Here is a 24,818-nt window from a genome sequence, read left to right as displayed (position 1 = left end):
ATGCCGCAATTAAACAGGGATATTTTCGTAAGAGTTGTACTATTATTGGGATTTATTATACTGTTATTTTCAATAATCACTACTAGCCAGCTAACTTTATACGTTCATCCCAGAGTTACGAGTTTAATCAAAATATCCGGATATATACTCTTTATGATGTTTCTAAGACAGTGTTGGAATTTAAAAAAGGCATGGAATCAGTCTGTATGCGGATCTCATAGTCATAGAACATATTGGAAATATTCCCCGTTCGTTCTGACCTTGTTAATCGCTTTTATATTACCGAATTCATCTCTTAACGCAAGCTTAGTTAATAATAAAGGCTTGAATAGTCAGATTTCCAATGAAGTTTCTAACAGAGAATACCGGCCATTGGCGAATGAACTTCGACAAACAAACTTTATAAAAGTTTCGGATCAAAACTTTCTTGGGGTTATGTCTGAAATTAATCGTTATCCTAAGGATTATGCAGGGAAAGAGATTGAGATGAAGGGATTTATTTTTAAGGGTTCATCAACATCTCCCAATCGGTTCTCTTTGGTTAGATATGTTATTGGATGTTGTGTGGCAGATGCTTCTCCTTATGGTCTCTTGTGCGAAATTAAAGATGCAGCGAATTACACTGATGGAAATTGGTATCAAATTCAAGGAATTATAGAAACCAATGAGTATCAAGGAAAAGAATTTCCTATTATTAAAATTACATGGGTAAAGCAAATCGATGCGTTGTTTTCTCCTTATGTTTTCCCTTAAGGTTAACACTAACTGAGCTTGTTTAGCTAGCATTTATGAAGTATATGTTATAGTTTACTATTTTACAGTAATGGGGGGAATCTGTTGAAACAGAGATGGTATACGATTTGTTATTCTTTAATATTCTTAGGTTTGATGGCTTTTCTATTTACTTATTTTGAGTTTGATACACAAACAAAAAACATTGTTGACTCTAGTTCTTCTCATTATGAAAATGCAATCGTATTATCAAAGAGTATGCTTATTGATGAACACCCAGATTATTATCAAGAGGAATTGGTTAAAGTACGGTTAGAAACTGGGGCAAATAAAGGTCAAATCGTAGAAATTAGACATTCTATTGCTGCGAAGCAACAGATTTTTGATTTAGTTGTAAACCCCGGAGATCGTTTGGTTATCGAAATTCTCAATGAAAATGGAATAGAAGGCTATTATATAGGTGATTTTTATCGAATTCCATATTTCATATTATTATTAGGTATATTATTATTAGGATTATTTATTTTTGGACGAATTACAGGTGTTAAGTCATTAATAGGCATTGGACTTGTTTTGTTTTTGCTTTGGCATGGTTTTTTAGCGCATACTATGCATTCACAGTTAAATATCTATTTGCTGACTCTATTGTATTGTGGATTTATAAGCCTACTTGTACTTATGTTAGTTGGTGGTTTTACAAAAAAAACATGGGCAGCTTTGCTTGGTACTTGGGGTGGTGTTTTTATTGCAGGTTTATTATCCTATATGACAATACAACTCATGCATTTGACGGGTATTGATACAGAAGAGGCTGTTACTCTAAAAATGGGTATGCCTTCAATCGATTTTCAAGGCATATTGTTTGCGAGTATAATCATTGGTGCGTTAGGGGCTATTATAGATGTAACAATTTCCATAGCTTCAGCTCAATCTGAAATATGGGCTGCAAATCCGAAAATTGGATGGAGAGATCTGTATAAACGCGGTATGAATGTTGGCAGTGACATGATGGGGGCTATGGTTAATACTTTGATTTTGGCATATGTAGGTGGTTTTATGCCATCATTACTATTGCTAGCTAGCTATAATGGTGTGTCTTTTACCCATATAATCAATACACAAGGTATTATGACCGAATTAATTAGGGCGATAATAGGCAGTATTGGTTTGATTTATGCAATACCTCTCACGGCAATCATTTCGGCTATCCTTTTGTGTTGCAAGAAACCACAGTAAATCTCGCGAACGATGATATGGCTTGTCTCTACATAAAAAATCCTCGGCATACTACTCATGTAGTGTTGTCGAGGATTTTTTGTTTTATAAGGTTTTAGAATTATCTTTTGAGGCATATAGAGTCTATAGCCTGTCGTTAACTTGCACTATATTGACCATATTTTTTTGGAGATATGCCAACTGCTTTTGTAAACGCTTTTAAGAAGTTGCTGTAATCATTAAAGCCACACTTCTCACATACTTCACCGACTCCGTGGCCCATCGTTAATAAAGATTTTGCGATGGTAATACGGCGGGCATTAATGTACTTATTAATCGTGGTGCCTGTAGTTGCCTTGAAAATCCTGCAGATATAAGAGGTACTGATGTAGAACTGCTCTGCCAGCTGTTCTACCGTAATAGCCTCGGTAATATGTTGATTGATGTAGGTCAGGATTTCTTGCACCTGTTGATTGTACTGAAAGTTGGAATCTGCTATTTCTGAGCTATGGTTATTGATAAATAAACTATTGATCATAACCATCATTTCCATAAAAGCTACTCGTTCGAGTATATCACTGCCGAATTCATTTAAGGTAGTTATTTTGCCAATATAATAAAGAAAGCGATGCTGCTGCTCTTTGTTTAATGAAATGCGATGGTTGAATAGCTGATTACGCTCGGTAAAACAATGGTTAAGGTCTGTTTTTGTCGTCGAAATTTCCTTTAAAAAATCAGGGTGAATCGAGATAATAATACGCTCATGAACCATGTTATTGATTTGGGTTAGATAATGGCTCTCAAATTGATTGATAATAAATAAATCTCCTGGATTAATATCATAAAACCGATTATCGATCAGAAACTGTTTTCCACCAGAAATGGAATAATAGATTTCGTAACAATCATGGATATGCATATCCATGATTTTCTCTTCTTTATGCAAATGGGCGATTGCATAATATTTGTTTTTCAGGCATTCCAAGATTGCTAACTTGCAAGATGTGAATTTCTCCATAGTACACATCCTTTCTATGCTAATTATAATGGGCTTGTTCAAGATATGCAATATTTATAAGAAAGAATGACAAGATTATGAAATATTAGTATGATATACTGCTTTCATAGGTAAGAAAAGCAAGAATCTAGCAATAGGGGTTTTAAATAAAAAGGAGGTAAAATAGAATGGATATTTTGAAAAAGTTTTCCCTAGAGGGAAAGGTTGCATTAGTAACTGGCGGATCGTATGGGATAGGTTTTGCAATTGGGAGTGCTTATGCTGAGGCAGGTGCAAAGATTGTTTTTAATGATATAAATCAAGATTTGGTGGATAAAGGAATCAAAGCTTATAAAGAAGCTGGAATCAATGCTTTTGGCTATGTATCTGACGTGACGAAGGAAGAAGAAGTACAAGCCATGGTAGCCAAAGTGGAACAAGAGGTTGGTATCATTGATATTCTTGTAAACAACGCTGGTATTATTAAACGCATTCCGATGCATGAAATGTCAGCAGCAGAATTTCGTCAGGTAATCGATATCGATTTAAATGGACCCTTTATCGTAGCAAAAGCAGTAATACCATCCATGATTAAAAAAGGTCATGGGAAAATTATCAACATCTGTTCGATGATGAGTGAACTTGGACGTGAAACAGTATCTGCGTATGCAGCTGCTAAAGGCGGATTGAAGATGTTGACAAGAAATATTGCATCAGAATATGGACAGTATAATATCCAATGTAATGGCCTTGGACCTGGTTATATTGCAACCCCACAAACAGCACCTCTAAGAGAAGAGGGACATCCATTCAATAGCTTTATTATTGCAAAAACACCGGCTGCTCGCTGGGGAACACCTGAAGATTTACAGAGCCCTGCCGTATTCTTAGCATCTGATGCTTCTGATTTCGTTAACGGACATATCCTTTATGTAGATGGCGGTATCTTAGCTTATATTGGGAAACAACCATAAGATTAGAATTGGATTATAGGAGGCGTAAAAACATGAAAATTGCATTAATCAATGAAAATAGCCAAGCGGCTAAAAATGAAATGATTTGTTCCGCTTTGAAAAAAGTGGTAGAACCTATGGGACATGAAGTATTCAACTACGGAATGTATGGTGCAGAAGATAAAGCGCAATTGACCTATGTACAGAATGGCATTCTGGCAGCGATCTTGTTAAACTCAAAGGCAGTAGATTATGTTATAACAGGATGTGGCACAGGAGAAGGTGCTATGTTATCCTGCAATTCCTTTCCAGGAGTGTTATGTGGACATGTGGTCGATCCATCCGATGCCTATATGTTTGCTCAAATCAATGATGGAAATGCAATTGCGTTACCCTTTGCCAAAGGATTTGGCTGGGGTGCTGAATTAAACCTTGAATATATTTTTGAAAAATTGTTTCTAGGCGAAAGCGGACAAGGATATCCAAAAGATAGAGTAATCCCAGAACAACGCAACAAGAAAATCTTAGATGAAGTTAAAAAAGTAACTCATCAAGATATGCTGACAATATTAAAAAATATTGATCAAGAGTTATTAAAAGGTGCAGTAAGTGGAGAGAAATTCCAAGAGTATTTCTTCGCAAATTGCAAAAATGACGAAATTGCCGCTTATATCAAACGTGTATTAGCTTAACTGCACAAAAATGCCCTAAAGTTCAGATCGAATGAACTTTAGGGCATTTTTCGTTTGGAAGCACTCGAAGTGTAATTTGAACTAGGGATTGTATGTAAGATTTGAACATCCTTTTAATTTGATTAATAGGAGGAGGGCGGGTCGTAGAGTATGGGGGTGCCTTTATTTGCTAGTAGTATTGGAATTGGTAGTTGAAGTATTCACCTTGTATGAAAAAGATAAATTAACTAGGGGAACAAGGAAAAGATAGAAAGCATAAGGGATGAAGGCTGAATCTGTTGCGAGTGCCGCAGCAGGAACAGCCCCTGCAATATTCCAGGGGATGACAGCGGAGAGCAGGATGACCGTGTTTTCCATGTCGAGGGCCAATTGGTACTTGTTACGTTGTTTTTTCTCATAGATCTTATAGGCAAATTGATGGGTGAGCATGACTGCCAAGGTTTGATTGCAGCTAAAAGCAGCGGTAGCGATGCTGGATAGTATCGTAGTAGGGTAGACACTGATTTTTTCGCTAAGTCTTTCGAAAAATTGTTCAATTGGCTGTAATAAACCAGTTCCCTCAAAAATGCCGGAGTAGGAAGAGGAAATTAAAACAATAAGAGCAACTTTCAGCATAGAATATAGGCCGCCACCCTGAATGATATTGGCAAAGAAGCCGCCATGTTCCATCGTGTAGCCTGTCATAATGTAAGTTGCCATTTGTGAAAAGGATAGATGTTGAACAAAAAGGCCAATCAAGATACCAGAAAGTATGCTGATGCCCATTGATAATTTTACATCAATGCGAAAGGCGGCTAAAAGGAGTATAATGGCAGCGGGAAATAAGGTAATTATGCTTATATCAAAAGATTTCAATATCTCGTCTGTCATTTGCGTGTCATAGAAGGACAGAGGATTCGCATTTGATAAGTAGGTATAACCTATAATTGAAAGGATAAATGGTAAAATCGAAGTTTTCATCATATTGTTTATATTTATATACAGCTTAGTATCTGTTAAAGATGCTATAAGATTAGCGCTCGAAGACATAGGAGAGCAGCGATCACCAAAATAGGCTCCTGCGATAATGGCACCTGCCGTCATGTTGATATCAACATTACCCCCTTTAGCTAATACCATGAGCACTACACCGATGGTTCCAACCGTGCCAAATGAGGTTCCAAGTAGAAAGGATACTAGACAGCAGAGTAAGAAGGCGGATAGTATGAAGTATTTTGCACTGACAAAGGCAATTGCATAATACACGATAAAGGAGATCGTGCCACTGGCTCGCCAAACAGCTGTTATTGCGCCGATCAGTACAAAAATTTTGATTACGATAAGGGACTTTTTTGAACCAATCATCATCATGTTAAATAAATTTGTTAGGGTATAACCTCGACGTAACGAAAGTAAGGAAAAACCTAGAAGCCCCAAAAGCAAAGAATAAATAATAGAAATATCATGATAAATGCTGAAAAGCAGAGAACTAAAAAAAAGAATAAAGACGATTATAGTGTCCAAAGTCATCACTTCTTCCATGAGTATTTAATAAGATTGATAAGATACTAAGACATCTCAAATCTTATAGTGTATGTGCCCCCCAAGTCAAGGCTGAAAAATGACTCTTAACGTTGTATTTTGGCATTATTTGACGAATTTGGCTATTGGGTGTACAATGAACAATATTAAAAAGGAAATATTGGCAAACCAATTGAAAAATTGGGACGCAAAGCTATGGGTCTAAAGACGAGTTGTCTATGATTGCCAGGTTGCTAGTGAATCATAATTAATTATGATGAGTTAATTAGCACTTGCTTTGGGCAGGTGCTATTTTTATTTGGGAGAGAGGTAGAGTTTCAAGGTAGGTAGCTAGCAATTTGGGCAAGAAGTGAAAAATGAGGCGGAGGAGAATTTTTTTATGAATTTGCTTAAATGGATGGGAAAAAGTATTCAGGTAAAGGTTACTGCTGTTTTAGTGATTGGCTTATTACTTACATTGAGTATTCTAGGAGTATGTAATTTTTACAATGCAAAAAGCATATTAGTTTCCGATGTTGAGGAGGATCTTATCCACCGAGCAAGTGCTTATGCTGAAGATATTGGAACGTGGAAAAGCACTCGTGAAATCGAGGTTTCCATATTAGCAACGAATCAAAGTGTTGTGAACGGAGATACGCAAGGTGCACTTACTTATTTAAAAGAAGAGATCAAGCGTAATCCGATTTATTCACGGTTTTGGCTTGTAGATGCAAAGGGGCAATCCATTCATACATCGGGTGATCGAACGAATATCGCTGATCGTGACTATTTTAAACAGGTCATGTCAACTGGCAAAGTGGTAACTACCGATCCTATTATTTCTAAGGCGGATGGCAAAATGGTAGTATCTGTTGTTGCTCCGATCAAAAAGAATAACCAGATTATAGGTGCTCTAGGCGGTACAGTCCCTATTGATGCTCTCATTTCGCGTGTTAATGAAATTAAGGTTGCACAAAGTGGTTATGCTTATGTTATTCAAGGTGACGGACTCATCATTATTCATCCTGATAAAGAACAAGTCATGAAGACCAATATATTAAAGGATCCTAATGGAAATAATCAACTTAAAGCTGTAATAAATAAAATGGTAAACGGTGAAACTGGAACTGGTAATTACGTAGACGGGGGCATTTCAAAGTATGTAGCTTACGCTCCTGTTCCTGGGACTCAATGGAGTTTAGGGATTAATGCTCCAGAGAAAGAGATTTTTGTAAAGTTAACTCCATTTTTAAGGTCCTCCCTTATTACAATCGGTTTGATTCTTATTGCTGCTTGTGGTTTTGGTATTCTAATTTCAAGGCGTTTAACGAAACCCATTATACGCTTGAATCAAGCGATCGAAAAAATGGCGGAAGGTGACTTAACTTCACAAGTGGCTGTTATTGGTGGGGCGACAACACAGAGTGTCGCGGGTAAAGACGAGTTAGATGCAATGGGAATTTATTTTGATACTATGGTGAAAAAAATACGCGGTTTGGTTCAACAAATTGCTACCTCAGCAGAACAGGTTGCAGCATCTTCTGAGGAACTTACGGCAAGTGCAGAACAATCTTCTATAGCTGCCAATCAAGTAGCTGAAACGATAACGGAAGTGGCTTCAGGCAGTGCTTCCCAAATGCAAGCAGTCGATGCTGCTACGGATGTTGTTGAAAAAATGTCTGCTAGTATACAGCAGGTAGCTGCTCATTCTGAAAATGTAGCAGCCACTGCCGAGAAGACTGCACTTGCTGCCCGAAATGGTGGTAAGGCAATCGAAGATACTACAAAACAGATGGAAAATATCGAAAAAACAGTAACAAATTCAGCCCAGGTTGTTGAAAAACTTGGCGATCGTTCCAAAGAGATCGGTCAAATTGTTGATACGATTGCTGGAATTGCCGGCCAAACAAATCTCCTTGCATTAAATGCCGCTATCGAAGCCGCACGTGCTGGCGAGCAGGGCAGAGGGTTTGCTGTGGTAGCGGAAGAAGTTCGTAAACTAGCTGAACAATCCGAGGACGCAGCAAAGCATATTGCAGTACTCATTGGTGAAATTCAAGGGGATACAGAAATCGCGGTTAATGTAATGTCTGAGGGGACGAAAGAAGTCAAGCGAGGTTCAGAAGTAGTTCATATAGCAGGCAAAGCCTTCAGGGAAATCTTGAATTTAATTGAGCAAGTTTCCGATCAAATCCGGGATATCTCTGCTGCCATTCAACAGGTAGCAGGTGGGAGCGAACAAATTGTTTCCTCAATTAAGGAAATCGACAGAATTAGTGGTGCGACAGCAGGATATACGCAAACTGTTTCAGCATCAACTGAGGAACAGTCTGCTTCGATGGAAGAGATCGCCGCTTCCAGTGAAGCCTTAGCGAAAATGTCTGAAGAACTTCGATCCATTATAGCCCAATTTAAAGTATAAATAACTCTCTGGAAAAGCCGCTTAAAACGATACGTTTTAAGCGGCTTTTGGCTATCTTAAAAGAAAATGTTATTTTCCCTAATAGGTTTTCTTGACCTCGATTTTATAGTTTTTAAGTTTGCGATAAAGTGTACTTCGATCCATACCTAAGAATCTAGCTGCTTGGGTTATATTCGAATTATATTGTGCTAATGCAGAAATAATGCGATCTTCCTCTGATAGTAAAGGCGCCTCAAGTGTATCATTAGCAAGCTCTAGAGCGGATTCTCTGTCGTCCCAATACTTTTGGAGTACTATCTCAGTAATGATTTTTTCATTTGCTATTACGACAAGTCTTTCAATAAAAAACTTTAGTTCTCTAACATTTCCTGGCCAAAAGTAGTTCGCTAGATAGTCGTAGCCTGAGGACGTAATTTCCAGTTGTTTAAGGTACTTTCTTTGATCGTGTTGCAAAAAGTGTTGTGCGAGATATTTTACATCCGTGCTTCGATTGCGTAATGGCGGCAGCGTCATTGTTAGCACTTTAAGTCTGTAAAAAAGGTCCTGCCGGAAATTCCCTTCTTTAATAAGTTCTGCTAAATTTTTATTAGTAGCGGCAATGATCCTTATGTCTACAGGAATATATTTGTCATCTCCTAGGCGCATGACCTGCTTTTCCTGCAATACCCGTAGTAATCGGCTTTGCCCGTATTTGTCCATTTCTGAAATTTCATCAAGAAATATGGTGCCTCTATGAGCCATTTCAAATAAACCTGGCTTTCCTTTTTTGACTGCTCCTGTAAATGCTCCTTCGACATAACCAAAGAGTTCGCTTTCAAGCAAACTTTGTGGTAAGGCGGCACAGTTGATGGCAACAAAAGGTCCATTCTTTCTAGGGCTTGCGTTGTGAATACTTTGGGCAAATAATTCCTTGCCCGTGCCTGATTCACCAGAGATTAATACAGTGGCATCAATAGAAGATATTTCCTGGGCAATTCGTTTGCTTTCAATAATTTGAGAGGATACTCCCAAGATATCACCAAAGTTATATTTGGCAACGAATTTCCTAGCGATTACTTCATTGCGAATTCTAAGCTCCATTTCTTGAATACGTGTAATATCTTGGAAAGTAATGATGACGCCAATGATAGCTTGGTCGACAATGATAGGTGCAATGTTAAAGGTAATCCAAATAGCACCAAGTTGTATAACTTGGCCAATGGATTGTTTACCTTCTAATAGACATGTTTCAACGTTTATAAAATTGAGCAGGGAGTCTATTTTCTTGCCGAGCATATCTTTGGCAGAACGATTTAATAACCGCTCGGCTGCCCTATTAAAAACTTTAATGACTCGCTCTTGATTGATGCTAATAATACCTTCTAGGGAATAGTCCACTAATGCTTTGAATTCTTGGGCTCGTTCTTTCTCGAATTTTCGGCCTAAGGCTATTTTTTGCGCTTCAAGAAAGGCGGACCGAATGGAAAAATCTCCAGATCGTATAAGGTGAGTCTGTAAGCCTTTTTCTGCAGCTAACAGTACTGTTTTGATTCCACCCACTACAATATTGGCATCTGTTGCTGCTACTTCCGCTATTTTTGCAGGAATATCCTCGACGGTTTTCAGAGGAAAAATGACTAACTCAATAGCAAGAATCTTTGAAAGTACTTCAATGTCATTTACCATATTAGGGTAGGCTAGTATGGCAACTTTGGGGTGAGGTATCCCTGTTATCCTCTTGGAGTCATGGAAGACTTGGGCCAAATCTTGGCCAGTAATGGGAATTTCAACTACAGGGATTTTTACTTTTGATTCAATAATTAATTGAGCAGTGCCCCCTCTGGAAACAATCACATCAACATCTTCATTTTGTAGTTTCTTAGCAAGGCGAATTCCACGATTCAGCCTTGCTAAATAAAGGTCGAATTTATGTTCTAAGCCAAGCTCATGGATAATTTCTTTGCCTTGCAAAAACAATTGTTTGTCTGGAGCAATAAAGGCTATTTTAGACAAAATCGGATCACTCCCCTTAACTAAGTCTTCAGATTATATATGTTAAAAAAGTTTAACTATAGTTTATGTACGACCAGGAAAGAATTACTTGTTCTTTTTTTATTATACACGCTTAGAGGTAGGCGTGAAACAACATATGTAGGAAATTCTGCAACAGTTGTTGCAGAATTTCCTACAGTTATGGTGATAAATGAAGTATGAAGATAAGGTTTACAACATTCTGACAATTGGCATGGTATTTGCAGTAGTTGAAGTATGTGCGAGTCTAAAAAGCTTTATTACTATAAGAAAGGTGTAAAAGTGAGGAGTAAACCGTGAAAATTAAAAAAGGTGGGGTTGTATCAGATTTATTAAAGGATGTACTTATTCCTAAAATGTTTCATGCAAAACAAATATTCCCAAGACCAATTATTACGCCAAAAGAAATACCAGGGGTTGTTTTTGCAGAATTATCTAAAGAAAAATGTTGCGATCAAATTAGGCCGGGGATGAATATAGCCATTACTGCAGGCAGCAGAGGAATTGCAAACGTAGACATTATTACGAAAGGGATAGTAGATTTTGTAAAATCCAAAAATGCAATCCCTTTTATTGTTCCAGCAATGGGAAGTCATGGCGGAGCAACAGCAGAAGGACAAAGAGAAATTTTAGCTGGTTATAACATTACAGAAGACAGTATGGGATGCCCAATAAAATCCTGTATGGACACCGTCATGTTAGGTTATTCAGAATTAGGAAAGCCAGTTTATTTAGATAAAATAGCTTATCAATCAGATGGTATTATTGTATCTTGCCGTCTAAAGCTTCATAACGCATTTCGCGGTGAATATGAGAGTGGTCCTTGTAAGATGATGGTAGTTGGTCTAGGGAAACAGCATGGTGCAGAGAGTGTTCATAGCGATGGTATGGGGAAGATTGCTGAGAATCTACCGGCCAATGCAAAAATAATCCTAGAAAAAGCCCCTATTTTACTAGCTATTCCCTGTTTGGAAAATGCATATGATGAAACGTGTAAAATAGAAGCCATTCACAAAGATGATATTATGGCTAGAGAACCTGAATTGTTAAAATGGGCGGCTGCTAATATGCCGCAATTAATTGTAGGCGAGGCAGATGTTCTCATTGTTGACGAAATTGGCAAGAACTATAGCGGCACGGGGGTAGATCCCAATATTACTGGTACATTCTCTACTGATTATGCAACAGGTGGTGTGCAGGTTCAAAGAACGTGTATGTTAGATATTACAGAGTGTTCTCATGGAAATGGATTAGGTACTGGTCTAGCTAGTGCGATTACAAAACGGTTATTTGATAAGCTGGATCCTGAAAAGATGTATCCTAATTGTTTGACAAGTACAGTGCTAAAATCAGCCGGAATCCCGATTGTTGTAGCAACCGATAAAGAAGCCATTCAATTATGTATACGAACTTTAAATAATGTAAACAAAGAAAAAGCAAGAATCATTCGTATTCCGAATAGTCTTCATATTGGACAGATTATGTTATCAGAAGCATATTATGAGGATGTTAATCATGGAAAATACGAAGGGTTAGAAGCAGAAAGTGAGCCACAATATATGGAGTTTGATGTGGAAGGAAATCTAATTACGTCTATTATCAAAGAGTAAGATGAAATAAAGGAGAGAATGACTTTGACTGACAATAAAAAAGAAGCGCCTCTTTACATTAAGATTAACCCAATAGATAATGTTGCGATTGTTGTCAATACTGGAGGATTGCCAGAAGGTACAGTGTTTCCTTGCGGTCTTGAGCTCAAAGAGCATGTTCCTCAAGGGCATAAAGTTGCCTTAGTGGATTTAAAACAAGAAGAGGAGATTGTTCGCTATGGTGAAGTGATTGGATATGCAATTCGTCCCATTACTAAAGGCAGTTGGATTGATGAATCATTAGTTCGTATGCCGACTTCACCAAACTTAGACGATTTATCCCTTGCGAGCAAGGTTCCCCCAAAGCTTCCGCCTCTTGAAGGGTATACCTTTGAAGGATTTCGCAATGCAGATGGCAGTGCGGCAACAAAAAATATTCTTGGCATTAGTACCAGTGTTCAATGTGTTGCCGGTGTTCTTGATTATGCGGTAAAAAGAATCAAAGAAGAAATACTTCCGGAGTATCCTAATGTGGAAGATGTAGTGGCGTTAAATCATAATTACGGCTGTGGTGTGGCGATCAATGCTCCTGAAGCGATTATTCCTATTCGTACTCTCCAAAATATTGCCACACATCCTAACTTTGGCGGAGAAATAATGGTTGTTGGCTTGGGGTGTGAAAAGCTGATGCCAGAAAAAATGAGCCAAAATAGTGATGCTGCAGCAATCGTTGTATTACAAGAGCAACGTGGGTTTAGTAAAATGGTTGAGAAGATTATGGAAGAGGCTACAGAACAGTTAAAAAGATTGAATGCTCGAAAACGGGTTACCTGTCCTATTTCGGATTTAGTGATTGGCATGCAGTGTGGCGGTAGTGATGCTTTTTCAGGTGTTACCGCTAATCCAGCAGTGGGATATGCAGCTGATTTGTTAGTGCGTGCTGGAGCGACCGTATTATTTTCAGAAGTTACAGAGGTGAGAGATGGAATTCATTTATTAACGCCTCGTGCCGCGAATGAAGAAGTCGGTCGTAAACTTATTCAAGAAATGAAATGGTATGATCATTACTTAGATCTTGGCGAAGTGGATCGAAGTGCGAACACAACGCCGGGCAATAAAAGAGGCGGTCTGGCAAACATTGTGGAAAAGGCCCTTGGTTCTATTGCCAAATCCGGTAGCAGTGCGATTGTAGGAGTGTTATCTCCTGGTGAAAAGGCTAAGGAAAAAGGACTGATTTATGCAGCAACGCCTGCTAGTGATTTTGTCTGTGGTACTCTGCAACTGGCCTCTGGGATTCATGTGCAAGTATTCACCACTGGACGAGGAACACCCTATGGACTTGCCATGGTGCCAGTTATCAAAGTCGGGACCCGGAACGCGTTGGCAGAAGAGTGGCATGATCTTATTGATGTGAATGCAGGACAAATTGCAACTGGCAATGCAACGATTGAAGAAATTGGCTGGGAAATCTTTCGGCTTATTATCGAAGTTGCCAGCGGTCGTAAACAAACTTGGGCTCAGCACTGGGGGCTGCAGAATGCGTTATGCTTATTTAACCCTGCGCCAGTAACCTGATAGTTCGTATTGAGTTAAACGAAATAAAAACAATGAGGCCAGGTCCTGGAAAAAGACATATGTAGTATGAATGCTTTGTATATATTTTATTTATTAATGATCTAGAGGACAAATTCTGTTTTTGAAGATTGGTACAATATTTGTAAAATAGCAGGTATAGCATAGTAACCTATCTATGAGCATAAGTACTAATTAAAAATGAAGGAGAGGAAATTACATGAATACTCAATTGCCTTTCCCTGGGAGAATATTTCGTGGTGCAGATGCCTTGCAGTATATAGGAGAGTATTGTAAGACATTAGGGAAAAGAGTTTATATTTTAGGTGGTAAGACAGCACTGGAGAAAACACAGGAAATAATCGATAAACAAATGGCAGAATCTAAAGTTGAGATCATTGCTACTGATTGGTATGGTGGTGAATGTTCACGAGCTAATATTCAGCATTTAGCTGATAGGGCTATGGCAGGTAAGGCGGATTTCATTTTAGCTGTTGGTGGTGGAAAGGCGCTTGATACAGGAAAGGCGGTCGCAGCTAAATGCCTTTTGCCTATAGTTACCGTTCCCACCATTGCTGCCACTTGTGCGGCAATAACACCCTTAGCAGTACTGTACGATGAAAAGGGTCAATTTGCCGACAATCTTTTTCTAACAGAGTGTCCAGTGGCAACCATTATTGATACTACAGTCATTCTTGGCGCCCCATCTTCTTGGTTAGCTGCCGGCATCGGCGATACGCTAGCAAAAATGTACGAATTGCGTGCTGCAGCGTCGCGCATGCAACCAACAAGTTTAACAATGGCAGCTGTTTCAAATGGTCAGATTTGTTACGATATAATAAAACATTTTGGTAAGGATGCACTGGAATCGGCAGAAAATATGAGACATAGTACGGCGTTGGATGCAACAGTAGACGCTATTGTTCTATTTGCGGGCATGTCATCTATTTATGGCGGAGAAAAACTGCGTAATGCTGCGGCACATGCGATTTATAACGGATTCACTAAAGTGCCTAAATCCCATAGTGTTGCTCATGGACTCATTGTAGGATATGGGAACTTATGCCTCTTAGCACTAGAGGAGAAGTCGGATCAAGAAATACTGGAAGAAATAAAGCTGGCGAATCGCTGCAAAATCCCGACCACTTTAAGACAAATTGCTAGTTTATCAAAAGAGGAATTAGAAATTATAGCTGAAGCTTCCTCTAAAACAACAGCTATGGCTTGTATGCCATTTGAAGTATCCAAAGAAATGGTAATTAATGCAATAAAGCGAGTTGATAGTTTGGCGGCTCAAGTTTGAAGTGTCATTAACTAAGTATGATGTAAATATAGTATTATCACTCAGTAAAAAATGAAATGAAAACATATTATTTTTAGTTAACTACTTTTAGAATGCAGGATTATTTCATATAATAATGAATTATATCGAAATAATGAATTATGTAGCTAACATGTGAAATTTGGAGTGATAATAATGGCTGTTAATAAGGAATTGTTAAATAATAGCATTACGAAGGCAATTACAATACTAAATTGCTTTTCTTATGAAAATCCGAGACTGCGCTTAAAGGATATTAGTGCAATCACGGGAATTAACCAACCAACTGCTTATCGTTTATTAAATACATTAAAAGAGTTTAATTTAATTGAACAACACGAAGTCAACTACTCCTTGGGCCGCGGTTTTCTAAAGTATGAGGGTATTGTTCTTAATTCGATGGAAATTAGGCGGATTTGTCTTCCTTATCTTGAAGAATTATCAAATAACCTAAAGTTGAATGTGAATTTAGCAGTGCTTGATGATAATGAGGTCATTTATGTTGCGAGAGCCGAGACTCCCTATTGCACATATGGTTATTTTCATATTGGAATGCGTCGCCCTATTTACTGTACTGCCTTAGGAAAAGTCTTAGTTTGTAAGACCCCAGAAGTGGTAAGTGAAGTTTTTAAACGCGATGTCAATCGCTATACGCTAAACACAATCACTGATGCTGATACTTTCTTAAAAGAAATTGAAAAAGTAAGTTTACAAGGGTATGCAGTAGATTTAGAGGAATGGAACAATGGGATTAACTGCATCGCTGCTCCCCTTTATGATGCAACAGGAAAAATCATTGCAGGTATCAGTATCTCGGGACCTACCAGCATGTATTCGGTAGAAAAACTAATGGAATACGTACCTATATTGATTGATTATGCCAACCGACTGTCAGCTAGAATGGGTTCAAGAGGCGGTTGGTGACAGTAGGGGAAAGGAATTCCGTTCTAATTTATAAGTAAGATTAAGAACAAAGCACTCTTTGAAGATCTCAAAGAGTGCTTTGTTTTCTTTTACGGAATCAGAAAGTATAACACTTCCTTGATTCCAAGTAAGAACGACTAAGGCTTCTGCCTGCGTCTGATGACTTGGCCTAAGCCAAGTCTTTTCTTATATATATCATTGTGTCGTGATAAGAGTCAGATTTGTCGATATTATTATTTATATTTAGAAAAATAAATTTATTTGCTAAAAATAGAAGGAATATTAATATAATGAATAGAATACTATTAAAAAAGAAATAGAATTTCAATATATGAAATAAAAATATCGAAAATGGAATAAAATGAGGCTGAGAAAATTTTATTAATGGTTATCTCCAATTGGGAAATAAAGAAACGTAAAAAATGGAGGGCAGACAGTTACCTTAGTGCTATCTTATCTATTATCGGAAGTTGTCTCTTAGTCAAAACAAGATTCACGGAAGCGCTGCTAACAAGTTAAATTATAAGGAGGATATATTATGAAAGATTCTATTAAAAAAAGTAATGTTCGCTGGATCGTCGTAGCCGTATTGTTCTTTATTACCATAATCAACTATGCCGATCGTGCCACTATTTCCCTTGCTGGTCCAGCGATAGCAAAAGAATTAAACATGGATTCGATATCAATGGGTTATATCTTTTCAGCTTTCGGTTGGTCCTATGTTATTTTTCAATTGCCCGGAGGATATTTCTTAGATCGCTTTGGCTCAAAAAAGGTATATGCATATAGCATTTTTTTCTGGTCTTTATTTACTCTATTTCAAGGCTTCGTAGGTTTTCTTACTGGAGCTACAGCAATTATAACATTGTTTGCGTTGCGGTTTATGGTTGGAGCTGCTGAGGCGCCTTCTTTCCCGGCAAATAGCCGGATTGTTGCAGCTTGGTTTCCTGCATCAGAGCGTGGTACTGCTTCCGCTATTTTTAATTCGGCCCAATATGCTGCCACTGTATTTTTCGCACCGCTGATGGGATGGCTTATTCACAATTTCGGTTGGCATTATGTATTTGTAGTCATGGGCGGATTGGGAATCGCTTTTACATTTGTATGGAATAAGTTGATTCATAACCCTAAAGATCATCCGATGATTAATAAGGCTGAGATTGAGTATATTGAACAAGGCGGCGGCTTGGTTGATATGGATCAATCTAAAAAAGATGTTTGTAAGCAAGAAGGGTCTAATATGCAGTGCGATGTAGATCAAGAGAAAAAGGATGTCGCTAAGCAAGAAGGACCTAATATGCACTATATAAAAGAATTGCTGAAAAATCGTATGATGGTAGGCATCTATGTTGCTCAATATTGCATCAATGCCATTACCTATTTCTTCATTACTTGGTTTCCAGTCTATCTAGTACAGGCTCGTGGAATGACAATCTTGAAAGCCGGTTTTGCTGCATCTGTACCCGCTATATTCGGTTTCTTAGGTGGTATTTTGGGTGGCGTTATATCCGACTTCTTGCTTAAAAGGGGTTACTCCCTTACGGTTGCAAGGAAGGTGCCCATCGTACTTGGTATGTTATTGTCCATGAGTATGCTTGCTTGTAACTATGTAGATATTCATTGGATGATTATTGCTATTATGGCATTAGCTTTCTTCGGCAAAGGTCTTGGTGCACTGGGCTGGGCGGTTAACTCGGATACGGCGCCAAAACAAATTGCTGGCTTGAGTGGAGGACTCTTAAACACTTGCGGTAATCTCTCAAGTATTACGACGCCAATTGCTATTGGCTATATTATTCAATCAACAGGATCGTTTAATGGTGCGCTAATCTATGTTGTTGTACATGCTTTTATTGCCATAGTCAGCTACCTATTTGTTGTTGGAGAAATTAAACGTGTTGAACTTAAATAAAAGGAGGCTCTTTTAAAATATGACGACTCAGGTAAACAACGCTGCTTATACAGGTACTCCGATTATTACAGAAATGAAAGTCATTCCTGTTGCAGGACATGATAGTATGCTATTAAATCTGTGTGGTGCACATGGCCCATTTTTCACTCGAACGATAGTCATACTGAAAGATAGCCTAGGACATACGGGGGTAGGTGAGGTTCCAGGAGGGGAAAGCATCCTTCGGACACTAGAAAAAGCCGAATCACTTGTAGTGGGGCAATCCATTGGTCTCTATAACAATATTCTCAATAATATAAGACAAAAATTATTGGGAAAAAGTACAGCCGGTCCCCAATCTACGGTGCATAAAGTAACTTCTGCAGCGGAAGAAGCGGTGCTAAAACAGCCACACGAAATCAATTTGCGCGCTGATAATGTGCTTACAGGAATAGAAGCTCCCTTGCTGGATTTATTAGGACAGTTCCTAAATGTGCCAGTAGCAGCATTACTAGGTAGTGGACAGCAGCGTGATGCCGTAAGAACTCTCGCTTATTTATTTTACGTCGGTGACCGTAAAAAAACAGATCTACCTTACCTAAGTAATGCGAATGAAAAAGATGATTGGTTGCGTTTGCGTCATGAAGCAGCGTTAACGCCCGAAGCAGTTGTACGCCTTGCCGAAGCAACAACGGCACGCTACGGTGTTAAAGATTTTAAATTAAAAGGCGGCGTAATGAGCGGTGCTGAGGAAATGGAAGCAGTGGCTGCACTTGCAAAACGTTTTCCTGAGGCACGGATCACTCTTGATCCTAATGGTGCTTGGTCCTTAGACGAATCGATTAATTTGTGCCGTAACAAACACAATGTAATGGCATATGCGGAGGATCCTTGTGGTCCTGAAAATGGTTATTCCGGTCGGGAGATTATGGCAGAGTTTAGACGTGCGACTGGTATGCCTACTGCGACAAATATGATTGCTACTGATTGGCGGCAATTGGGACACTCAGCGAATCTGCATGCTGTCGATATTATCTTGGCTGACCCTCATTTTTGGACGATGCAGGGTTCAGTACGAGTTGCACAGTTATGTAATGAATGGGGCTTAACGTGGGGTTCCCACTCCAATAATCATTTTGATATTTCTCTAGCCATGTTTACCCATGTAGCAGCTGCTGCTCCAGGTAATATTACGGCGATTGATACCCATTGGATTTGGCAGGAAGGCCAGGAAAATTTGACGAAAGAACCTTTCCAAATTGTAGATGGATTGATAGAAGTACCGAAAAAACCAGGTCTTGGCGTAGAAATTGATATGGAGCAGATCGAGAAAGCAAATCAACTATATAAGAAAATTGGTCAAGGCGCTCGGGATGATGCCATGGCTATGCGATATCTAATTCCTGGTTGGAAGTATGATCCAAAACGTCCTAGTATGGTACGTTAAATAGAACTAAGGAGAGGAAAAATAAATGAAGATAACAGAAAATAAAGTAGGCTTTACACCAAAAGGAATTATACCAGCGGTGATAACTCCTCTTACGGCTGAAGAAAAATTTAACGAAAAAGCCATGCGTAAGTTGATTAATTATCTGATTGACGGTGGTGTACACGGATTATTTGTTACAGGAACTACGGGAGAATTTTATGGGTTGACTCCTGAAGAAAAACGGGAAATTTTGCTGGTTACTATGGATGAGACAAAAGGTAGAGTGCCAGTTTATGCAGGTACAAATGGGATCACTACCCGGGAGAGCATCATGCTTACCCAAATGGCAGAGGAATGCAAAGTAGATGCCGTGTCTGTTTTGACTCCTATGTTTGTCACTCCAAATCAAGATCAGTTATACAAACATTTTAAGGATATTGCGGCAAGTACATCTCTTCCCGTAATTCTCTATAACAATCCTCCTAAGACCGCAGTTAACCTTGCGCCTGCAACTGTAGCTAAGTTAGCTGAGATACCTAATATTGTGAGTATTAAGGATTCCAGTGGTGATTTAACCTTAACTGCTGAATATATACGTTTGACCCAAGGCAGGAAGGATTTCTCCGTGCTTATGGGGAGAGACACCCTTATCTATGGAGCTCTTTTATATGGTGCTACTGGTTCCATTGCATCTTGCGCCAATGTAGCGCCTAGACTTTGCGCTGACATCTATGAAAAATATATGGCTGGCGATTTAGAAGGATCCCTCAAAGCCCAGTTTGCTCTAGCGCCTCTCAGGATTGCCTTTTCCATTGGTACTTTCCCAGCAGTGATTAAAGAGTCATTAACCTTACTCGGGATTGAAGCGGGACCTTGTATGGACCCAGCCGGCCCCATGACCCATAGTGAAAGAGAGCAACTTTCTAAGGTGCTGATAGAAATGGGCTTGTTGAAATAATGCATAGTTGTTAGGACAATAGTCCAAAGACAAGATTATGATAACTAGGAGTGAGTAATATGGATCAGAACAAAAAACAAGGTAGTTCGTCTACACCGATTATTACTGAAATGCAGGTCATTCCTGTTGCTGGTCAAGATAGTATGCTCTTAAATCTCAGTGGTGCACATAGTCCCTTTTTTACCCGTAACATTGTAATTCTTAAAGATAATGCAGGCAACGCAGGTGTTGGTGAGATTCCTGGAGGAGAACGCATTCGTCAAACGCTTGAGGATGCAAGAGATTTGGTTATTGGTAAATCCATTGGGAATTACAACAACATCCTCAATGCGGTGCGGCAGACTTTTGCGGAGAGAGATTCCGCTGGACGAGGGCTGCAAACATTCGACTTACGGATCACAATTCATGTTGTCACAGCACTAGAAGCTGCTTTACTTGACCTGCTTGGTAAGTTCCTTGAAGTACCAGTTGCGGCATTGCTTGGTCAGGGCCAGCAACGTAAGGCTGTAGAAATGCTGGGTTATCTGTTCTATGTTGGTGATCGTACCAAAACAGATTTACCCTATTTAAGTGATCCGAATGCTGCAAATGACTGGTATCGCTTGCGTCATGAAGAGGCGTTGACTCCAGAAACCGTCGTGCGGTTGGCGGAGGCGGCTCACGAGCTTTATGGCTTTAACGACTTTAAACTAAAAGGTGGCGCACTGCCAGGGGAAGAAGAAATAGCCGCGGTTACCGCGTTAGCCCAGCGTTTCCCTAATGCGCGAATTACCATTGATCCGAATGGTGCATGGTCACTAGACGAAGCAATCAGATTGTGCAGTAATAAACAACATGTATTAGCCTACGCTGAAGATCCATGTGGAGCCGAAAATGGTTATTCTGGGCGGGAAATCATGGCTGAATTCCGCCTAGCTACAGGATTGCCAACGGCCACGAATATGATTGCTACGGATTGGCGTCAGATGGGGCATACAATCCAGTTGCATTCAGTAGACATTCCATTAGCCGATCCTCACTTTTGGACCATGCAGGGTTCGGTACGTGTAGCCCAAATGTGCCATGAATGGGGATTGACCTGGGGATCTCACTCTAACAATCATTTTGACATTTCCTTAGCCATGTTTACTCATGTAGGAGCTGCTGCTCCAGGAAAAATTGCAGCGCTAGATACGCACTGGATCTGGCAAGAAGGTCAAGAACGTTTGACCAAAGAGCCATTTAAAATAGTTGGTGGAATGGTAGCTGTTCCTGATAAACCGGGCCTTGGAGTCGAAATAGATATGGTGCAGGTTGAGAAGGCACACAAACTTTACGTGGAAAATTGCCTAGGTGCACGGGATGATGCTATGGCAATGCAGTACCTGATTCCAAACTGGAAGTTTGATAATAAGCGCCCTTGTCTAGTTCGCTAAAGGGATATGTAAAACATTTACAATTAAATTGAAATTAAAGGAGTAGATAATATGAAAATTGGATTTATTGGACTTGGAATTATGGGAAAACCTATGAGCAAAAATTTATTGAAGGCTGGTTATGATCTCATTGTTGTAGATAGAAACCAAAGTGCAGTTGACGAAGTGGTCGCTGCGGGTGCTAAGAGTGCGCCAACAGCAAAAGCTGTGGCAGAGCAAGCTGATATTATTATTACCATGTTACCTAACTCACCTCATGTAAAAGAAGTAGTATTAGGCGAAAATGGATTACTTGAAGGAGCAAAAGAAGGTACTGTTTTCATTGATATGAGTTCTATCGCTCCGTTGGTAAGTCGCGAACTCTCTGCAAAGCTTGCTGAAAAGGGTGTAGAAATGTTGGACGCTCCTGTAAGTGGTGGCGAACCTAAAGCCATTGACGGTACCATGTCTGTTATGGTTGGCGGTAAGCAAGAAGTATTTGATAAATGCTATCCTGTTATGAAATCCATGGCTGGTTCTGTTGTGCGAACTGGAGAAATAGGGGCAGGAAATGTGACTAAGCTTGCAAACCAAGTGATTGTTGCTCTGAATATTGCTGCTATGTCGGAAGCTTTGGTTTTAGCAAGCAAAGCTGGGGTAGAGCCAGAGTTAGTATACCAAGCAATTCGTGGTGGCTTAGCAGGAAGTACAGTGCTTGACGCAAAAGCGCCACTGGTGATGGATCGTAAATTTGATCCTGGATTTCGCATTAACCTTCACATTAAAGATTTGAATAATGCCTTAGAAACTTCTCATGATATGGGGGTTCCATTGCCTCTGACAGCAGCTGTCATGGAAATGATGCAAGCTCTCAAGGTAGACGATATGGGAGATGCGGATCATTGCAGTTTGGTACGATATTATGAAAAAATGGCTAAAGTGGAAGTTAAGCGCTAATTTAGCAGTAGAACCTCTTATCGTAAGATAAGAGGTTCTAAAAAATTATAGAAAGTGAATTGTTGTAATATGTATAAGAATGGGAATACTCATGTAAAGTTTAGCCTTCCTGGGTATTCGTTATTTTACGGAATCAGAAAGTATAACACTTTCTTGATTCCAAGTAAGAACGACTAAGGCTTCTGTCTGCGTCCGAGGACTTGGCACAAGCCAAGTCTTTTCTTATCGTTAGGACCTTCGATCTAGGGTCCCGCATCTAGAATATGAGTTTTTATCGGTTAAGGCAGCGTCAGGATTGATAAGTCTATGATTAAGGAACTGAAGCATTATACTTTCCAATTCTTTAACTAAATCGGAAGTGTCCAAATGGTTTAAATCAGCCTGTTTGAGCTGCTCTAAAATCCGATCAATGTTATCAGCTATAAGGGATGATTTTGTGGGCTCTTTCATGGTACGATCCTCCTTGAAGCATCTATTCTAGCTCGCATCCACATCTTTTAGAAAAAAGTTAACAACTAATTGTAGAATAACATGTTCCAGGACTTTGTACCTCCATCTAAAGATATAGAAAACCCAATAAAGTAAAAAAATAGTAAATTTTGTTCTATCTAAAAAGCGGAGTTATGAGCAAATAACATGAAATCTTGTTGATGCAAGAAAACCAGGGCAAGCAGTTGCTAATTCTTTTACTTTCGTCTAATATAAAAGAAATAATTGTAGCTGAATTTGGAGGAACATTATGCCGTCTGCTTTCCCCATGTATCACTCGATAGCCCTTGATATAGCGCAAAGAATTGTCAATAACGAATTTCCCGTAGGATCAAGAATTTCTGGTCGGACCTTACTGGCTAGTCACTATAATGTGTCATCTGAGACAATACGAAAGGCTATTGCTTTACTAAAGGATGCAAATATTGTTTCCGTTTCACAAGGGAAAGAAGTTGTCGTACTATCCATTGAGGGAGCCTATCCTTTCATTACACATCACAAAAGTATGCAATCCGTTTACTCTCTAAAACAAGAATTAGAAGCATTACTAACGCAGAAGTTGGTAATTGATAAAAGGTTGCAAGAAATCTTTAGTGAAATTGTTGGCTATTCTGATCGATTGAAGAATCTAAATCCTTATAATCCAATCGAGATAAAAGTTCCCTTTGATTCTCATTTAGTGGGAAGATCCGTTGCGGATATAAAATTTTGGCAAAGTACTGGCGCAACGATTGTGGCAATTCGGCGTGACCGAAAAATTGACATATCCCCTGGCCCAAATGCCATTATTGAACCAGATGATCGCCTGATCATTGTAGGAAAAAGTAATATACTGCAGAAGGCGACGCAGTTCGTCGAGAAAAATAAAAAAATCACATGATCAATTCATGTGATTTTCTATTATAGTTACGCTAAGTTTAACCTAATATCTTCTTTGATTTTATGAGCGGCCAAGATGTGCCTTCTTTTGTCTTTTTCCTGCTCAAAAACATCGCTCATTTCATAAAATCCTGTTTTACCGAAAAGGAACAAAGCTACTTTATAAGCACCTTGGGCAAATGCTTTTCTAGAGTAAGATTGGTGAGATACTTCGATTTGGTCAAATTCTCCAGAAACAATAACCTTATGCTTGCCGACAATGCCACCTGCTCGGATAGCGTGTATTGGAATTTTTTCATTAAGAACTAAGGTTTCTTGGATTTTATCTGCGATCTTCTTAGCAGTCCCTGACGGACTATCTTTTTTGTATTTGTGGTGTTCTTCATAAATATCGAAATCATAATCACTCATTAATTCCGCCATAATTTCCGTCATTGCAAGTAGTACATTTACTCCATAGGTAATGTTGGGGGCGACAACAATGCCGATATTACCTCTTTGGGCTACATTCTTGAGTTTCTCAAGCTCGATTGCTTCATAACCTGTTACCGCTGTAATTACACTCACGCCGCACTTTTCTATGATATGAATATGTTCTGCCAAAAAACTAGTACAGGAGAAATCAATTAGGATATCTGGCTGGCACTGAAATAATTTACTTTCCAAATGGTCACTTGTTTCTACGATAATTCCTGTATCTTTTAAATCTAGTAGTTCGCCAATGTCTTTATGCGCATTAATACTATTTGGCCTACATAGTACCATGCTGAGTACGCCTTGCTGAAGTAGATATTCGGCCACTATTTTTCCCGTTCTACCCAATCCTACTAATGCAATCTTCACTTTGCCGCCTCCATTCCCTTACTAACAATCTTATCTTAACATTGGGTTGTT

General features: G+C 39.1%; 20 protein-coding genes and 1 riboswitch. Of the genes, 15 read left to right on the top strand and 5 right to left on the bottom strand.

From position 1 onward, the window contains the following. Both QSJ81_RS13690 and QSJ81_RS13685 read left to right on the top strand, forming a co-directional pair. Positions 1–753 (top strand): TIGR03943 family putative permease subunit, encoded by a 753-nt coding sequence (locus tag QSJ81_RS13690; RefSeq protein ID WP_285717936.1) that lies wholly within the window; start codon positions 1–3, stop codon positions 751–753. An 84-nt stretch (positions 754–837) separates the two neighbouring features. Beyond that, complete coding sequence (locus QSJ81_RS13685; RefSeq protein WP_285717935.1) at positions 838–1,968, top strand: YibE/F family protein; 1,131 nt, start codon at positions 838–840, stop codon at positions 1,966–1,968. A 136-nt stretch (positions 1,969–2,104) separates the two neighbouring features. Here QSJ81_RS13685 and QSJ81_RS13680 read toward each other — a convergent pair whose 3' ends face one another. Next, the gene (locus tag QSJ81_RS13680; RefSeq protein ID WP_285717934.1) at positions 2,105–2,965 is read right to left on the bottom strand and encodes a helix-turn-helix transcriptional regulator; all 861 of its coding nucleotides are present in this window, start codon (positions 2,963–2,965) and stop codon (positions 2,105–2,107) included. A 167-nt stretch (positions 2,966–3,132) separates the two neighbouring features. On the opposite strand from QSJ81_RS13680, the gene QSJ81_RS13675 reads away from it, so the two are divergent. Both QSJ81_RS13675 and QSJ81_RS13670 read left to right on the top strand, forming a co-directional pair. Next, positions 3,133–3,918 (top strand): gluconate 5-dehydrogenase, encoded by a 786-nt coding sequence (locus QSJ81_RS13675; protein ID WP_285717933.1) that lies wholly within the window; start codon positions 3,133–3,135, stop codon positions 3,916–3,918. Between the two features lie 32 nt (positions 3,919–3,950). After that, complete coding sequence (locus QSJ81_RS13670) at positions 3,951–4,589, top strand: RpiB/LacA/LacB family sugar-phosphate isomerase (RefSeq protein ID WP_285717932.1); 639 nt, start codon at positions 3,951–3,953, stop codon at positions 4,587–4,589. A 162-nt stretch (positions 4,590–4,751) separates the two neighbouring features. On the opposite strand, the gene QSJ81_RS13665 is transcribed toward QSJ81_RS13670, so the two are convergent. After that, the gene (locus QSJ81_RS13665; protein WP_285717931.1) at positions 4,752–6,092 is read right to left on the bottom strand and encodes a Na+/H+ antiporter NhaC family protein; all 1,341 of its coding nucleotides are present in this window, start codon (positions 6,090–6,092) and stop codon (positions 4,752–4,754) included. A gap of 170 nt (positions 6,093–6,262) precedes the next feature. Further along, a riboswitch (cyclic di-GMP riboswitch) is annotated at positions 6,263–6,348 on the top strand. Between the two features lie 141 nt (positions 6,349–6,489). Here QSJ81_RS13665 and QSJ81_RS13660 point away from each other — a divergent pair. Then, complete coding sequence (locus QSJ81_RS13660; RefSeq protein WP_285717930.1) at positions 6,490–8,511, top strand: methyl-accepting chemotaxis protein; 2,022 nt, start codon at positions 6,490–6,492, stop codon at positions 8,509–8,511. A 78-nt stretch (positions 8,512–8,589) separates the two neighbouring features. Here the strand turns inward: QSJ81_RS13660 and QSJ81_RS13655 are convergent, their stop codons facing one another. Continuing rightward, positions 8,590–10,503, bottom strand: a complete 1,914-nt coding sequence (locus QSJ81_RS13655; RefSeq protein WP_285717929.1) for a sigma 54-interacting transcriptional regulator — start codon at positions 10,501–10,503, stop codon at positions 8,590–8,592. Between the two features lie 314 nt (positions 10,504–10,817). Here QSJ81_RS13655 and QSJ81_RS13650 point away from each other — a divergent pair, with 314 nt between their 5' ends. From QSJ81_RS13650 to garR, 9 genes are all read left to right on the top strand, one after another. Beyond that, positions 10,818–12,131 carry a nickel pincer cofactor-dependent isomerase, group 22 gene (locus tag QSJ81_RS13650; protein ID WP_285717928.1) on the top strand — a complete coding sequence of 438 codons (1,314 nt, stop codon included), beginning with the start codon at positions 10,818–10,820 and terminating at the stop codon, positions 12,129–12,131. Between the two features lie 18 nt (positions 12,132–12,149). Next, complete coding sequence (gene garD / locus QSJ81_RS13645; RefSeq protein WP_285717927.1) at positions 12,150–13,685, top strand: galactarate dehydratase; 1,536 nt, start codon at positions 12,150–12,152, stop codon at positions 13,683–13,685. A gap of 217 nt (positions 13,686–13,902) precedes the next feature. Beyond that, positions 13,903–14,985, top strand: a complete 1,083-nt coding sequence (locus tag QSJ81_RS13640; protein ID WP_285717926.1) for an iron-containing alcohol dehydrogenase family protein — start codon at positions 13,903–13,905, stop codon at positions 14,983–14,985. A gap of 174 nt (positions 14,986–15,159) precedes the next feature. Next, the gene (locus tag QSJ81_RS13635) at positions 15,160–15,927 is read left to right on the top strand and encodes an IclR family transcriptional regulator (RefSeq protein WP_285717925.1); all 768 of its coding nucleotides are present in this window, start codon (positions 15,160–15,162) and stop codon (positions 15,925–15,927) included. Between the two features lie 538 nt (positions 15,928–16,465). After that, positions 16,466–17,839 carry an MFS transporter gene (locus QSJ81_RS13630; protein ID WP_285717924.1) on the top strand — a complete coding sequence of 458 codons (1,374 nt, stop codon included), beginning with the start codon at positions 16,466–16,468 and terminating at the stop codon, positions 17,837–17,839. 19 nt (positions 17,840–17,858) lie between these two features. After that, positions 17,859–19,265: an enolase C-terminal domain-like protein gene (locus QSJ81_RS13625; RefSeq protein WP_285717923.1), complete on the top strand. Its 1,407-nt coding sequence runs from the start codon at positions 17,859–17,861 to the stop codon at positions 19,263–19,265. A gap of 25 nt (positions 19,266–19,290) precedes the next feature. Beyond that, positions 19,291–20,205 (top strand): 4-hydroxy-tetrahydrodipicolinate synthase, encoded by a 915-nt coding sequence (gene dapA, locus QSJ81_RS13620; RefSeq protein WP_285717922.1) that lies wholly within the window; start codon positions 19,291–19,293, stop codon positions 20,203–20,205. Positions 20,206–20,264: 59 nt separating this feature from the next. After that, entirely contained in the window at positions 20,265–21,620 is a 1,356-nt protein-coding gene (gene gudD, locus QSJ81_RS13615) for a glucarate dehydratase (protein ID WP_285717921.1), read from the top strand. Positions 21,621–21,653: 33 nt separating this feature from the next. Continuing rightward, on the top strand, positions 21,654–22,556 hold the full coding sequence (gene garR, locus QSJ81_RS13610) for a 2-hydroxy-3-oxopropionate reductase (RefSeq protein ID WP_285718154.1): 903 nt from the start codon (positions 21,654–21,656) through the stop codon (positions 22,554–22,556). Between the two features lie 228 nt (positions 22,557–22,784). On the opposite strand, the gene QSJ81_RS13605 is transcribed toward garR, so the two are convergent. Continuing rightward, positions 22,785–23,006 (bottom strand): hypothetical protein, encoded by a 222-nt coding sequence (locus QSJ81_RS13605; RefSeq protein ID WP_285717920.1) that lies wholly within the window; start codon positions 23,004–23,006, stop codon positions 22,785–22,787. A 289-nt stretch (positions 23,007–23,295) separates the two neighbouring features. Here QSJ81_RS13605 and QSJ81_RS13600 point away from each other — a divergent pair, with 289 nt between their 5' ends. Then, a complete protein-coding gene (locus QSJ81_RS13600; protein WP_285717919.1) occupies positions 23,296–23,925 on the top strand; it encodes a GntR family transcriptional regulator in 630 nt (209 codons plus the stop codon). Positions 23,926–23,951: 26 nt separating this feature from the next. Here the strand turns inward: QSJ81_RS13600 and dapB are convergent, their stop codons facing one another. Continuing rightward, entirely contained in the window at positions 23,952–24,767 is an 816-nt protein-coding gene (gene dapB, locus QSJ81_RS13595; protein WP_285717918.1) for a 4-hydroxy-tetrahydrodipicolinate reductase, read from the bottom strand. Positions 24,768–24,818: the final 51 nt, after the last annotated feature.

Origin of the sequence: Pelosinus sp. IPA-1, assembly GCF_030269905.1 — a bacterium.
Taxonomy (GTDB): Bacteria; Bacillota; Negativicutes; order DSM-13327; family DSM-13327; genus Pelosinus.
The sequence above is the reverse complement of the archived record's forward strand: the minus strand, read 5'-3'. Positions and strand labels throughout refer to the sequence as shown.

What these genes read in the sequence shown, in the direction of transcription:
- QSJ81_RS13690 (WP_285717936.1), top strand. Translation starts at nt 1, where the DNA reads ATGCCGCAATTAAACAGGGATATTTTCGTAAGAGTTGTACTATTATTG.
- QSJ81_RS13680 (WP_285717934.1), bottom strand. Translation starts at nt 2,965, where the DNA reads ATGGAGAAATTCACATCTTGCAAGTTAGCAATCTTGGAATGCCTGAAA.
- QSJ81_RS13675 (WP_285717933.1), top strand. Translation starts at nt 3,133, where the DNA reads ATGGATATTTTGAAAAAGTTTTCCCTAGAGGGAAAGGTTGCATTAGTA.
- QSJ81_RS13670 (WP_285717932.1), top strand. Translation starts at nt 3,951, where the DNA reads ATGAAAATTGCATTAATCAATGAAAATAGCCAAGCGGCTAAAAATGAA.
- QSJ81_RS13660 (WP_285717930.1), top strand. Translation starts at nt 6,490, where the DNA reads ATGAATTTGCTTAAATGGATGGGAAAAAGTATTCAGGTAAAGGTTACT.
- garD (WP_285717927.1), top strand. Translation starts at nt 12,150, where the DNA reads ATGACTTTGACTGACAATAAAAAAGAAGCGCCTCTTTACATTAAGATT.
- QSJ81_RS13640 (WP_285717926.1), top strand. Translation starts at nt 13,903, where the DNA reads ATGAATACTCAATTGCCTTTCCCTGGGAGAATATTTCGTGGTGCAGAT.
- QSJ81_RS13635 (WP_285717925.1), top strand. Translation starts at nt 15,160, where the DNA reads ATGGCTGTTAATAAGGAATTGTTAAATAATAGCATTACGAAGGCAATT.
- QSJ81_RS13630 (WP_285717924.1), top strand. Translation starts at nt 16,466, where the DNA reads ATGAAAGATTCTATTAAAAAAAGTAATGTTCGCTGGATCGTCGTAGCC.
- QSJ81_RS13625 (WP_285717923.1), top strand. Translation starts at nt 17,859, where the DNA reads ATGACGACTCAGGTAAACAACGCTGCTTATACAGGTACTCCGATTATT.
- dapA (WP_285717922.1), top strand. Translation starts at nt 19,291, where the DNA reads ATGAAGATAACAGAAAATAAAGTAGGCTTTACACCAAAAGGAATTATA.
- gudD (WP_285717921.1), top strand. Translation starts at nt 20,265, where the DNA reads ATGGATCAGAACAAAAAACAAGGTAGTTCGTCTACACCGATTATTACT.
- QSJ81_RS13605 (WP_285717920.1), bottom strand. Translation starts at nt 23,006, where the DNA reads ATGAAAGAGCCCACAAAATCATCCCTTATAGCTGATAACATTGATCGG.
- QSJ81_RS13600 (WP_285717919.1), top strand. Translation starts at nt 23,296, where the DNA reads ATGCCGTCTGCTTTCCCCATGTATCACTCGATAGCCCTTGATATAGCG.